Origin of the sequence: Micromonospora rubida, assembly GCF_009908295.1 — a bacterium.
Classification (GTDB): domain Bacteria; phylum Actinomycetota; class Actinomycetes; order Mycobacteriales; family Micromonosporaceae; genus Micromonospora; species Micromonospora rubida.
In genome coordinates, this window is record NZ_JAAALO010000005.1 from 25932 (window position 1) to 38683 (window position 12752).

Consider the following 12752-nt stretch of genomic DNA (forward strand, 5'->3'; position numbering starts at 1 on the left):
ACGGTAGGGCGACGGACACGGTCAGCAACTCCGGAGGAACCGGTCGAGAACCCGCACGCCGAACTGTAGTCCGTCCACCGGGACCCGCTCGTCGATGCCGTGGAACAGTCCGGAGAAGTTGAGGTCGGCGGGCAGCCGAAGCGGCGCGAAGCCGAAGCAGCGGATGCCGAGTTGGGAGAAGGCCTTGGCGTCGGTGCCGCCGGAGAGCATGTACGGCACCGGCCGGGCACCCGGGTCCTCCGCGCGCAGGGCCACGGACATGGCGTCGACCAGATCACCGTCGAAGGTGGTCTCCAGGGCGGGCTGCCGCTGGATGTACTCGATCACGATGTCCGGGCCGACCAGCTCGCGCAGCTGCTGCTCCAGCAGCTCGGACTGGCCCGGCAGGCTGCGGCAGTCGATGGTGGCGGTGGCCCGGCCGGGGATGACGTTGTCCTTGTAGCCCGCGGCGAACCGGGTCGGGTTGGCGGTGTTGCGGATCGTCGCACCGATGATGTTGGCGATCGGGCCGAGTTTGGCGATGGCGGTCTCCGGGTCCGCCGGGTCCAACTCGACGCCGAGCAGGTCGGAGACCTCCTCGAGGAACGCCCGCACGGTGTCGGTGACCACCACCGGGAAGCGGTGCCGGCCGATGCGGGCCACCGCCTCGGCGAGGGCGGTGACCGCGTTGTCGTCGTGCACCATCGAACCGTGGCCGGGCCGGCCCCTGGCGTGCAGCCGCAGCCAGTCGATGCCCTTCTCGGCCGTCTCGATCAGGTAGAGCCGCTGGGACTCGTCGATCGTGTACGAGAAGCCGCCGACCTCGCCGATCGCCTCGCTGCAACCGTCAAAGAGGCCACGGTGGTGCTCGGTGAGGAAGTGCGCGCCGTAGTCGCTGCCGGCCTCCTCGTCGGCGGTGAACGCCAGCACGATGTCGCGGGCCGGCCGGACGCCGGTGCGCTGCCAGTTCCGCACCACGGCCAGCACCATGGCGTCGAAGTCCTTCATGTCGATCGCGCCGCGGCCCCACAGGTAGCCGTCGCGGATCTCCCCGGAGAACGGGTGCACCGACCATTCGTCGGGGTCGGCGGGCACCACGTCGAGGTGGCCGTGGACGAGCAGCGCGTCCCGGCCGGGGTCGGTGCCGGGGATGCGGGCGACGAGGTTGGCCCGGCCCGGGGCGGACTCGTGGATCACCGCGTCGACGCCGACCTCGGCCAGCTTCTCCGCGACGTACTCGGCCGCGGCGCGCTCCCCGACGCTGGTGGCGTTGTCCCCGGTGTTCGTGGTGTCGATGCGCAGCAGGTCACGGCAGAGGTCGACGACCTCGTCGGCAGGGTCGGGTCGGGCGGAAGCGGCGTCGCTCGTCATCGGCTCTTCATACCAGCAACGGCCATCGGGCAGGTCGCCCGGCCGGCCCTCCGTTTCGTGCGGGCCCGTGCCGGGTACCGCCGGTCGCGTCCCGCACCGCCCATTGGGCCGCCCCGCCGCACCCGCCGGCCGCCGCACCCGCCATCGAGGAGGGCACCATGACCGTCCCCCTGCCCCCGTTGCCGCCCGTACCCGAGGAGGGCTACCGGCCCAGCGGGCCCAGCCTGGTCGACATCGTCGACCGGGAGCACCAGCAGATGCTGGCCCTGGCCGACCGGGTCGGCAGCCCGGACCCGGGCCTGGAGCTCGGCGACCTGGTCCAGGTGCTCACCGCCATGGTCTCCCGGCACCTGTCGGCGGAGGAGCAGTACCTGTTCCCCACCGTGCGGGCCGCCCTGCCACAGGCCGGGGAGCTGGTCGACCGGGAGCTTGAGGCCGCCGGCGCGCTGCTGACCGCCCTGAAAGGGCTGGCCGGTCCGCCGGATCCCGCGCTGGCCGACGTGGCCGAGCGGGTGCGCCGGCACGTCGCCCGGGTCGCCGCACTGGTCAGCCCGCTGCGCGAGGTGGCCACGGACGTGGAGCTGATCCGGCTGGGCAACCGGTGGGAGATCGCCGAGGAGGCCGCGCCGACCCGGCCGCACCCGGGCACCCCGACGGCGCCGCCCTGGAACCGGATCGTCGAGCCGGCGGTGGGTGTGGTGGACAAGGTCCGCGACGCGGTGACCGGCAGGCCGACGTACCTGACGGATCTGGAGCCGGAAACGGGCCGGCCGGCGACCGCGTCGGAGGCGCCGCGACCGCCGGGCTGACCGATTACCGGACGGGCCAGCCCGGACATCGGTCAACTCCAACCCATCCAAGGCCTTCCATCGATCCCCCGAGTGGCCATACCGTCACCCTATGAATCTGGAGCTGCGACACCTGCGGGTGGTCTGCGCCATCGCGGAGACGGGGAGCGTGACCAAGGCGGCATCCACGCTCGGCCTGGCCCAGCCGGCGCTCACCGCCCAGCTCCAACGCATCGAGCGGACCCTCGGCGGCCCACTGTTCGATCGGGACCGGCGGGGCGCTCGGCCCACCGCCCTCGGCGAGCTGGTGCTGTCCCGGGCCCGGGTCCTGCTGCCGGCCATGCAGGGCCTGCAGGACGAGGCGGCCCGGCTGGCCGGTGCCGACCCGACGCCCGCCCGGTACCGGTTCGGCGGGGTGAACAGCCCCATCCTCGGCCGCCTGGTGCACCGGCTCGCCGCCGCGTACCCCCAGGCGCAGATCACCACGTACGCCTCCTGGTCCGCCGACGAGCTGGCCCAGCTCGTCGGCGGCGGCCGGATGGACTACGCCCTGGTCGGGGTCTGCGGCGACTCGCTGCCACCGGCCGGGCACGGGCTGACCTGGCGGGAGGTGGCGATGGAGCCGGTGCAGGTGCTGCTGCCCGGGGGACACCCGATGATCGAACGGGACGAGGTGCGCCTGGTGGACCTGCGCGACGAGCAGTGGGTCGCCGCCCCCGGCGACGGCTGCTTCGGCGACTGCTTCGCCGCCGCCTGCGCCCGCGACGGCTTCACCCCCAGCAAGATGTACGAGGCCGACGTGCGCGGCTCCATCGACCTGGTGGAGGCCGGCGTGGCGGTGGCGCTGTGCCAGGCCACCTTCCGTCCCGTGCCCGGGCTGGTGACCCGCCGGCTGGCCGGGACGCCGCTGCGCTGGCGGTTGATGCTGGGCTGGCACCCGGACTCGGCCGGTGCGGGCTTCGCCGGCGAGGTGCTGGACACGGCGGTGTCGGCGTACACCGACTCGCTCGCCGCGCACCCGGACTACCTCGCCTGGCTGCTGCGGCACCCGGAGTTCGGGGTGCGCCGGCCCGCCCCGGCCGGCCCGGTGCCCGGTGGGGCGGGTTCCGGGGTGCGAACCGCCTGACGGTGGGTAATTGGGGCGACATGACCGATCTCTACCCCACCGCCGACGACCGGGAGACGCTGTGGGCGGCCGCCGCCGCGCACACCGCCGCCTCCCGGGACGTGGAGGCGTTCCTGCGCCGCCTGCCCGTGGTCCCCGACCCCGCCGACATCACCGAGTACGCGACCCTGCTCAGCCGGGAGGAACGGGCGCGCGGCGAGCGCCAGTCCGCCGCGGACGCCGCCGGGCTGCAGATCGGCAGCATGGAATCGGAGTGACCGCCGCCCGGCCACCGGTTCCCGCGTGCGGCCGGCACGCGGGAACCGGTGGCCGGGCGCGGGCGAAACGTCGAACGGCCCGCACGGGCCCCGTGAGTGGGCCCGCGCGGGCGTCATGAGCCGGTGAGCGGGCCCGCGCGCCGTCACGGGCCGGTGAGCAGCCGATGGCGGGCCGGCGGGTGGCGTCAGCGTTCCACGAGGATGTCGTGGCCGAGGTCGAGCAGGGAGTGCCGCCACTCGTCGTCGCTGGTGCCGCCCTTCGGTCGGGCCTCGGTCAGCGCCCGGATCCGGTCGATGGCGTCCCGCATCACCTCGATGTCCTCCGGGGTCAGGTCGACCTTGCGCTTGCGCAGCACCGCGAGGATCTGCCGGCCCGGCTCGGGCAGGTCGAGGGAGGGGTCCGGCCCGAACGAATCCTCGCCGGAGCCTCGGGTCAGCAGCCAGCTGCGCAGCCGCTCGGAGGTGACGTTCACCTCGGCGTGGAAGTCCTCCCAGAGCACCTCGACCTCGGGATCGAGTCGCGCCTCGCGTACCATCACGCCTCCTCTGCGGGCGGCGGCCCGGACGGTTCCGGTTCGCCGGTGTGGGAATGCAGGCCCTCCGGCGGCACCCGCACCCGGGTGGGGTTGGCCGTCGGGGGGGCCAGGATCGGTTCGGCCCGTTCGTCGTCTGGGTTCTCCTCGCCGCTCTCCTCGGGTTCGGTCATCTCCGCCCTCCGCCCGCTCACCGTGGGTGGGACGTGGTGGCCGAGGAGTAGTCCCGGTCGCCGGCGGCCACGTCGAAGGCGAGCGCGTCGTCGCGGGCGTCCACGGTCACCCGCTGCCCCGGCGAGATCGCGTTCTCCAGCAGCATCCGCGACATCCGGTTGTCCACCTCGCGCTGGATCACCCGCCGCAGCGGGCGGGCGCCGAACTCCGGCTGGTAGCCGCGCTCGGCGATCCAGTCGATCCCGGCGAGGGTGAAGTCCACCCCGATGTCCTGGGCGTGCAGCCGGCGCCGGGTCTCCTCCAGCATCAGCTCGGTGATCTGGCGCAGTTGCTGCTGCTCCAGCCGCTGGAAGATGATCACCTCGTCGATCCGGTTCAGGAACTCGGGGCGGAAGTTCTCCTTGAGCCGGCGCATCAGCCGCTCGCGCAGCTCGTCGTTCTCCCCGGCCTCGCCGCCCGCACCGGTGTCGAAGCCGACCGCGCGCTGACTGCCGGTGATCAGCTCCGAGCCCAGGTTGCTGGTCATGATCAGGACGGTGTTCTTGAAGTTCACCGTCCGGCCCTGGCTGTCGGTGAGCCGGCCGTCGTCGAGCACCTGGAGCAGGATGTTGAACACGTCGGGGTGGGCCTTCTCGATCTCGTCGAGCAGCACCACCGCGTACGGGCGGCGGCGCACCGCCTCGGTGAGCTGGCCGGCCTCCTCGTACCCGACGTAGCCGGGGGGAGCGCCGACCAGCCGGGCGACGGTGTGCCGTTCCTGGAACTCGCTCATGTCCAGCCGGACCATCCGGTCGGCCTCGCCGAACAGCGACTCGGCCAGGGCCCGGGCCAGCTCGGTCTTGCCGACGCCGGTGGGGCCGAGGAACAGGAAGCTGCCCATCGGCCGGTTCGGGTCGGCCAGCCCGGTCCGCGACCGGCGCACCGCCTCGGCGACCGCGCCGACCGCGTCGTCCTGGCCCACGATCTTCTCGTGTAGGTGCCCCTCCAGCCGCAGCAGCCGGTCCCGTTCCTCCTCGGTGAGCTGGGCGACGGGGATGCCGGTGGCCCGGGAGACCACCTCGGCGATCTCCTCCGGGCCGACGGCCGGCACCTGGGAGCCGTCGCCCTCGTCGCCCTTGGCCCGGCGGATCTGCGCCTCCAGTTCGGCGAGCTGGTCGCGCAGGGCGGAGGCCCGCTCGTACTGCTCGTCGGCGACCGCCTGCTCCTTGTCCCGGCGCACCTCGTCGAGCTGCTGCTCCAGCTCGCGCACGTCCGAGGCGGGGGTACGGGTGCGCAGCCGGACCCGGGCGCCGGCCTGGTCGATCAGGTCGATCGCCTTGTCCGGCAGGTACCGGTCGGTGACGTACCGGTCGGACATCTCGGCGGCGGCGACCAGCGCCTCGTCGGTGAACCGCACCTGGTGGTGGGCCTCGTAGCGGTCGCGCAGGCCGCGCAGGATGGCCACGGTGTCCTCAACGGTGGGCTCGGGCACCAGCACGGGCTGGAACCGGCGGGCCAGCGCGGCGTCCTTCTCGATGGTGCGTCGGTGCTCGTCCAGGGTGGTCGCGCCGATCACCCGCAGCTCGCCGCGGGCCAGCGCCGGCTTGAGCATGTTGGACGCGTCCATGCCGCCCTCGCTGCCCGCCCCGCCGGCGCCGACCAGGGTGTGGATCTCGTCCAGGAAGATGATCAGCTCGTCGCGGTGGGCGCGGATCTCGTCGATGACCTTCTTCAGCCGCTCCTCGAAGTCGCCCCGGTAGCGGGTGCCGGCCACCAGGCCGGCGAGGTCGAGCTGCACCACCCGCTTGCCGAGCAGGGTCTGCGGCACGTCACCGTCACAGATCCGCTCGGCCAGCCCCTCCACGATCGCGGTCTTGCCGACGCCGGCCTCGCCGATCAGCACCGGGTTGTTCTTGGTACGCCGGGAGAGGATCTCCACGGCCTGCTCGATCTCGGCGGATCGCCCGATCACCGGGTCGATCTGGTCGTTGCGGGCCAGTTCGGTGAGGTCCTGGCCGTACTGGTCGAGGGTCGGCGTGCCCCGGTCGGGCTTCGGGCCGGCCATCGGACCGCGCTCGGCGCTGGCCGCCTGGAGCGACTCGGGCTGGATCCGGCCGGCGGCGAGCATCCGGCCGGCCGGGGACTCCGGGTTCAGCGGGAGGGCCATCAGGATGTGTTCGGGGCCGATGTAGTTGGCGCCCATCGCGCGGGAGAGCTGGTGGGCGTCGAGCAGGGCCCGCTTGGCTGCCGGGGTGAGCGACAGGTTCGGTGGCACCTCGCCCCGGGGCGCCCCGTCACCGCGCCCGCCCAGGGCGTTGACCATGGCGTCGGGGTCCGCGCCGGCGCGGCGGACCAGATCGCGCAGCGGCTCCCGCTGCAACGCCGCCCAGAGCAGGTGATCGGTGTCCAGGTCGTTGCTGTGCCGCTGGGCGGCCCGGCGGGCCGCGTCGGCGAGCATCTCCCGCGCGTCGGCGGTCATCAGCCGGGTGATGTCGACCCGGTGCGCCGGCCGGCGTCCCGCCTCGCCCCGGCCGAAGTACCGGGCCAGGAACTCGTCCCACGGGTCGGAGCCGAAGTCGCCGGTTCCCGTCATGTCTTTCCTCCCGCGGTCGGACGCGCTCGCCGGTGCAGAATCCGCCGGCACGGACGGCGGTGGCTACCCGGCGGCCGGCGCGACAAACGCCCCCGGATGGCAGGCTGGGCGCATGGATACGAGGCCGCTGCTGATCGTGGACGCCGCCAACGTCGTGGGGTCCCGTCCCGACGGCTGGTGGCGGGACCGGGCCGGCGCCGCCGCCCGGCTGCGCGACGCCCTGACCCCGGTGGCCGAGGTCGGCCTGCCGCCGCTGCTGCCCGGGCCCGCGGAGGTGGTGCTGGTGGTGGAGGGCGCGGCGCGGGGGGTGCCGACGGTGCCCGGCGTGCGGGTGGTGGCCGCGCCGGGCTCGGGCGACGACGCCATCGTCGAGCTGGTCGGCGCCGCCGCGGACCGCCGCAGGCTGGTGGTCACCGCCGACCGGGAGCTGCGCGGCCGGGTGGGTGCCCTCGGCGCGGAGGTGCAGGGCCCACGCTGGCTGCGCGGCGGGGCCTGACGGCTCGGCGTTGGGCCGGGTTTCTCCCTCCCAACAGCTCTACCTCACTCAGGCCCGCCCGGCACACGGGATTTGACATGGTCTCGGTATCGCCGGTCCCGCGCTGTTCCCTCACTCAGGAGGTCGCCGCCAGGGCGCGCCCCATGCCGCCCCGTGCGCCGGGCAATCGGGTGGCGGCCGGACGATTGCCTGCCGCATCCGGTCGGGACCTGCCTGTCGACCCTTTGGAGCTGCCCCGTTTACGCGCCCACTCCATCGGTAGCACAAACGGGGCAGCTCCAAAGGGGCCGACGGAGGGTGGACCGACCCGGCAGGGGCCGACCCGGCGAAGACCGAAATAATCTTGAGGTCTCCGTCGGACCGCGGAGGGCCAGGTCGGTGAGAGCAACGGACGCTGCGCGCCGGGCTTGACGGATGCGGAGTTCGATCGCATCGAGCGGACGTACGGCTTCGAGTTCGCCGACGATCATCGGGCGTTCCGCGCGGCAGGGCTGACCGCCTGGCGCCGAGGCCACGGGGACCAAACGCCGCCACCGGTCCGGTTGATGGGACTGGGCGACCCACGGAGGGGACTGCTGCCGACCCGCCGAGCGAACTTCCCGCACGTCAGGGCGGTAAGCGGACCGACGGGCAGCAACACTGACAGGGCGGTTGTTCTCTCCCCGACGGGGATGGGTTGTAATGGAGATCTCCCCGCCCCCAGGAGGTCCACGTGGCGAGCGTCGCCGAGCTGAAGGCAGCCATCGATGTCGCCCTCCAACAGATCGGTGACGGGCAGAGCGCCGTGCAGGCCGCCGGCGAGAAGCTCGCCGAGGCGCAGCAGACCCTGGCCGGGGCCCTGGAGGGCAGCGGGCACGAGACCGTCGAGGCGGCGCAGGCCTCGCTGACGCAGGCCAGCCAGGAGCTGGAGGAGTGCCTCGCGGCGACCCTCGTCGCGGTGGAGCAGGCACAGCTCTACGTCTCGACCCTGTAGGGGCAGGCATGTCCATCATCGAGGACGTCGGGGCGCAGGTGCGGGCCGCCGCCGAGGATCTGCCGATCGCCCAGCTCGCCCTGGCGCTGGAGAAGTTCGGCCAGGCCACCGAGCGGCTGCGCTGGGTACGGCAGGAGTCGGCCAACCCGATGGGGGTGCCAGAGCTGTCCGCCGCCACCGAGCACGCCGAGTCCGCCGGGCACGCGCTGCGGGTGGCGCAGGAGCAGCTGTCGGCGTACCTGGCGGCGATCGGGCTGGCCCCCGACGGCGCCCCCGCGGCCCGCCCGGCCGGCGACCGGCAGACGCACGACGCGCCGCGCGGGGGGCCGCCCGCCGCCGGGGAGCAGCAGCCGCCGCCCGCCCAGGACGACAACCCGGTGCTGCGCCGCTGGTGGGCGGTGCGGGTGGCGGAGCTGACCGGCGGTCGGGAGGGTGCGCCGGACACGCCGGACGAGAAGGTCCGCGACTCCCGCGAGCTGCTGCGCCGGGTGGTCGACGGGGTCCGTTCCGGCGACCGGGACCGGCTGCACCGGGAGCTGCGCGGCGCGCACGCCGACGTCGGCCTCGGCCTGGCCGCGATCGCCCCGCCGATGCTGCGCGAGCTGGCCGGCGAGCTGCTCGGTCATCCGCCCCGCGCCGACGACCTGACCCGGCTGCGCCGGGAGCTGGAGGGCCGGGTCCGCGACCTGCTCCCCGGGCTGCCCCCGCCGGCGCTGGAGACGCTGCTGACCAGGATCTGCCGGATGCCCCCGCCGCAGCGCGGCAGCGGCGAGGAGCAGCCGCACAGCGCCGATCCGGCGGTCACCGCCGGCGTGGCGACCGCCGTGCTGCTGGCCCGCCTCGGCAAGGATCTGCCCCGCGACCCCGGGCAGCCCGACGCGGCCGGCGAGCCCGCCCGGGAGAAGCGCCGCGAGGCCGAGCGGGACGTCTGGGACCAGGCGACGCGGGACCGGGCCGCCCGGGAGCGCGCAGCGCGGGACCGGGCCGCCCAGGGCCGCCCACCCGCGCCGCCCGCCGGGACTGCCGCCCGCCGGGACTCCGATGGCTGACCGACGGACCCAACTGGTGACCCGGGTGCGCGGCATGCTCTCCGAGGCGCTGGGCGCCACCCGGGGCCGACTCGCCGCCGCCGACGCCGAACTCGCCGCCGCCCGGGACCGGCTGGCCCGGGTCGAGCGCGCCGCCGCGGCCGTGCCGGCGAGGGTGGGGACGCAGCGGGACCGGCGGCTGGCCGAGATCGACGCCCAGCACGCCGCCCGGATCGCCGAGCTGGCCCACCGGGCCGTGGACGCGGCCCGCCGGGAGGCCCCCGGCGCGGCCTCCGCCGACTGGACGCGGTGGACCGTCACGCCGGCCGGGCGCGGCGAGCAGCCCGGCGCGGTCCGGGTCGGCACCGTACGCATCCCCGGCGCGGAGCCGGTGCCGGCGCTGGTGCCGCTGCTCGACGCCGGGCACGTGCACCTGACCGGGGCCGAGGCCGACGGCGGGGCCGCCGTCGTGCCGGCGCTGCTGCTGCGCAGCCTGGGCCGGGCCGACCCGGGCGCGGTGCGGCTGTTCGGGTACGACCCGGAGCACCTCGGCGGGGGCCTGGCCGGGTTCGCCCCGCTGGGCACCGCCGGGCAGCTCACCTTCGTCGGGCCGGGCGGGCTGGGCCGGCTGCTGGACGACCTGGTGGAGCAAATCCGCCGGATCAACGAGACGGTGCTGGCCGGCGAGTACCGCTCGCTGCGCGACCTGGCCGCCGCGACCAGCCGTCGCCCGGAGCCGTGGCGGGTGGCGGTGCTGCTCGGCGGCGACGAGCTGTCCCGGCACGAACGCGGCCAGCTCGACCGGGTGGTCCGCACCGGCGCGGCCTGCGGGGTGCATCTGGTGATGCGGGGCGTGCCGGTGCCCGACGACCCCACGGTGACCCGGATCGTGGTGGGCCCGGACGGCGCCCGGGTGGGCGGGCCGCCCGGCCTGCCGGTGACCCTGGACCCGCCGCCGCCGGCAACCCTGGTCACCGAGACCTGCCGGCAGGTCGCCGCCCGGGTCAACGCCGGCCCCCCGCCGGCCCCGTTCACCGACCTGCTGCCGCCGCCGGAGCAGATGTGGCGGGAGGACTCCTCCGCCGGGCTGACCGCACCGATCGGCGAGGGCCCGCACGGCCGGCCGGTGCTGCTCAACCTCGGCGACTACCCGCCGCACGCGCTGATCGGCGGCCCCTCGGGCACCGGCAAGACCAACCTGATCTTCGCCTGGATCGGCGCGCTGGCGTCCCGGTACTCCCCCGCCGAGCTGGAGTTCTATCTGCTCGACTTCAAGGAGGGGGTGTCCTTCGCCCGGTTCGCCCAGGGCCGACGGGATCCGAGCTGGCTGCCGCACATGCGGCTGGTCGGGATCAACGTCAACACCGACCGGGAGTTCGGGTTGGCCCTGCTGCGCTTCCTCGCCGAGGAGCTGCGCCGGCGGGCCGACGCGGCGAAGAAGCACGAGGTCACCAAGCTCGCCGAGCTGCGGGCGGTGGACCCGACCGGGCACTGGCCCCGGATCGTCGCCGTGGTCGACGAGTTCCAGGCGCTGCTGGCCGGCCGGGACGTGGTGGCCCGGGAGGCCGCCGACCTGCTGGAGGACCTGGCCCGCCGGGGCCGCTCCCAGGGCATCCACCTGGTGCTGGCGTCGCAGGACGTGCGGGGCATCGAGGCGCTGTGGGGGCGGCCGGCGCTGGTCGCCCAGTTCACCCTGCGCATCGCGCTGCCCAAGGCGCTGCGCATCCTCGCCGAGCGCAACGACGCCGCCCAGTCGCTGCCCCGCCACCACGCCGTGGTCAACGCCGAGTCGGGGCTGGCGGAGGGCAACGAGGTGGCCCGCATCCCGTCGGCCAGCGACTGGGATGCCTGGAGCGAGTTGCAGCACCGGCTGTGGCGGATGCGCCCGCAGGACGCGAAGCCGGCCCGGCTGTTCGACGGTGACGCGATCCCCCGGCTGCGCGACGCCCCGGACTTCCGGGCACTGAACCCGCCCGAGGGCGACGGAGCGCCGCGCAGCCCGGTCGCGCTGCTCGGGGAGATCATCGACGTGCAGGCCCGATCGGCGGTGCTGCGACTGCCCCGGGCTCCCGGGCGGAACCTGGCGGTGCTGGGCACCCGGGTCGACGAGGCGTGCGCGGTGCTGGACGCCGCAGCCCGGTCCCTGGCCCGCCAGCACCGTCCCGGCACGGCCCGGTTCTCCATCGCCTGCCTCGACCCGGACGCCGACCCGGCAGCCCGGGAGCTGTACGCCGACCTCGCCGACGACGCCGCCTGGTACGACGACGAGACCCTGCCGGAGCTGATGGCCGAGACCTCCGCCGCCCTGGACCGGCCGGGCACCCCGGCCACCCCGCACTACCTGCTGTTGTACGCGGTCGACGCGGCGGCCGGCCGGCTGGCCGCACGGGCCGGCGGGCGCACCGGGCTGGAGCAGCTGCGCCGGATCCTGCACGACGGGCCGGAGCGGCGTACCCACGTGCTGGCCTGGTGGCGCGGCGTGGCCCGGATGCGGGTGGACCTCGGCGGGCCGGCCGCCCGCACCGACCAGATCGGCGCGTGGGTGGCCCTCGACGTGCAGGGCGCCGAGCTGGGCTCGTCGCTGTACCCGGGCAGCGGGGGGCCGGACTGGTACCCCCGGCCGTGGCGGGGGCTTTTCTTCGACCGGGCGGCGCACCGCACCGGCCAGGTCATCATCCCCTACGGACCGTCGGCATGAACGAACCGGTGACCAGCGAGACGTACGCGGCGCAGGTGCGCCGGCTGGCCGAGCTGTCCGACCGGGTGCGCGTCCAGCGGGCCGAGGCGCGCACCTGGCACGAGCAGCAGTGCGCCGCCGCCGAGCGGGCCGTCGCCGAGGCCACCGAGCAGCTCCGGTACGCCGAGCGGGAGGCGGTCGACGCGCGGGAGCTGGTGGAGCGGGTGGACGCCGAGTCGGCCCACCTGTGGCAGCAGCTACGGGCCCGGCTGGGTGTCGGCGCCCGCCGTATCGGGGACCCGCCCGGCCCGGCCCGGGACGCGTCGGGCGACCCGCTGTTGCTGCTGCACGGGGTGCGCGGGCTGCTGGACCGGACCCGGCAGCCCGGGGAGCTGCCCGCGTCGGCGAACCCGATGCTGGCGCTGTGCGGCGTGCTGGGCGCGGCGCTGATGTCCGCCCTCGGCGCGGGCGTCCGCGCGCTCGGCGCCCGCAACGGCGGCGACCTGGCGGTGGGGCTGCCGGTGCTGGCGCTGGTGGTGACCCTGCTCGGCCCGCCGGTCGGGCTGGCCCTGGCCAGGCGGCTCGCCGACCGCCGGCACGCGGTCCTGTCGCCCCGACCGGTCACCGTCGTCCTGGTGGCGGGCCTGGTCACCACAGGTGTGCTCCTGGTCCTCACCCGCTAGCCCCGTGTCCAAGCGCCGGAGACGCACGGCCACGTCTCCGGCGGCAGGCAGGCGCGATCGCCGTCGACCGGTCAGACGCGCCCGACCCAGCCGGT

Annotated in this window: 12 protein-coding genes; 8 read left to right on the forward strand and 4 right to left on the reverse strand. The window is 75.2% G+C overall.

The features are described 5' to 3' along the window. Nucleotides 1–21: 21 nt before the first annotated feature. Entirely contained in the window at nt 22–1350 is a 1329-nt protein-coding gene (locus GVV04_RS19370; protein ID WP_161689503.1) for a M20/M25/M40 family metallo-hydrolase, read from the reverse strand. Nucleotides 1351–1508: 158 nt separating this feature from the next. Between GVV04_RS19370 and GVV04_RS19375 the strand changes: the two genes are divergently transcribed. The 3 genes from GVV04_RS19375 to GVV04_RS19385 all read left to right on the forward strand — a co-directional run bounded on the left by GVV04_RS19375 (nt 1509) and on the right by GVV04_RS19385 (nt 3521). Further along, entirely contained in the window at nt 1509–2159 is a 651-nt protein-coding gene (locus tag GVV04_RS19375) for a hemerythrin domain-containing protein (RefSeq protein ID WP_161689504.1), read from the forward strand. Between the two features lie 91 nt (nt 2160–2250). Further along, nucleotides 2251–3264 carry a LysR family transcriptional regulator gene (locus GVV04_RS19380; RefSeq protein ID WP_161689505.1) on the forward strand — a complete coding sequence of 338 codons (1014 nt, stop codon included), beginning with the start codon at nt 2251–2253 and terminating at the stop codon, nt 3262–3264. Between the two features lie 20 nt (nt 3265–3284). Next, nucleotides 3285–3521 carry a hypothetical protein gene (locus GVV04_RS19385; protein WP_161689506.1) on the forward strand — a complete coding sequence of 79 codons (237 nt, stop codon included), beginning with the start codon at nt 3285–3287 and terminating at the stop codon, nt 3519–3521. A gap of 185 nt (nt 3522–3706) precedes the next feature. On the opposite strand, the gene GVV04_RS19390 is transcribed toward GVV04_RS19385, so the two are convergent. From GVV04_RS19390 to GVV04_RS19400, 3 genes are read right to left on the reverse strand one after another with little or no spacing between them, the layout of a single operon-like run. After that, the gene (locus GVV04_RS19390; protein WP_161689507.1) at nt 3707–4057 is read right to left on the reverse strand and encodes a DUF3140 domain-containing protein; all 351 of its coding nucleotides are present in this window, start codon (nt 4055–4057) and stop codon (nt 3707–3709) included. Then, the gene (locus GVV04_RS19395; RefSeq protein ID WP_161689508.1) at nt 4057–4227 is read right to left on the reverse strand and encodes a hypothetical protein; all 171 of its coding nucleotides are present in this window, start codon (nt 4225–4227) and stop codon (nt 4057–4059) included. Before GVV04_RS19395 ends, GVV04_RS19390 begins: the two co-directional genes overlap by 1 nt. A gap of 17 nt (nt 4228–4244) precedes the next feature. Next, on the reverse strand, nt 4245–6800 hold the full coding sequence (locus GVV04_RS19400; RefSeq protein ID WP_161689509.1) for an ATP-dependent Clp protease ATP-binding subunit: 2556 nt from the start codon (nt 6798–6800) through the stop codon (nt 4245–4247). Between the two features lie 112 nt (nt 6801–6912). Between GVV04_RS19400 and GVV04_RS19405 the strand changes: the two genes are divergently transcribed. The 5 genes from GVV04_RS19405 to GVV04_RS19430 all read left to right on the forward strand — a co-directional run bounded on the left by GVV04_RS19405 (nt 6913) and on the right by GVV04_RS19430 (nt 12657). After that, the gene (locus GVV04_RS19405) at nt 6913–7296 is read left to right on the forward strand and encodes a hypothetical protein (RefSeq protein ID WP_161689510.1); all 384 of its coding nucleotides are present in this window, start codon (nt 6913–6915) and stop codon (nt 7294–7296) included. Nucleotides 7297–8008: 712 nt separating this feature from the next. Beyond that, nucleotides 8009–8269: a hypothetical protein gene (locus GVV04_RS19415; RefSeq protein ID WP_074473389.1), complete on the forward strand. Its 261-nt coding sequence runs from the start codon at nt 8009–8011 to the stop codon at nt 8267–8269. An 8-nt stretch (nt 8270–8277) separates the two neighbouring features. Beyond that, entirely contained in the window at nt 8278–9318 is a 1041-nt protein-coding gene (locus GVV04_RS19420) for a hypothetical protein (RefSeq protein WP_235966471.1), read from the forward strand. Next, nucleotides 9311–11995: an FtsK/SpoIIIE domain-containing protein gene (locus GVV04_RS19425; protein ID WP_161689512.1), complete on the forward strand. Its 2685-nt coding sequence runs from the start codon at nt 9311–9313 to the stop codon at nt 11993–11995. Before GVV04_RS19420 ends, GVV04_RS19425 begins: the two co-directional genes overlap by 8 nt. Continuing rightward, nucleotides 11992–12657, forward strand: a complete 666-nt coding sequence (locus GVV04_RS19430) for a hypothetical protein (RefSeq protein ID WP_161689513.1) — start codon at nt 11992–11994, stop codon at nt 12655–12657. Before GVV04_RS19425 ends, GVV04_RS19430 begins: the two co-directional genes overlap by 4 nt. The last annotated feature ends 95 nt before the right edge of the window (nt 12658–12752 follow it).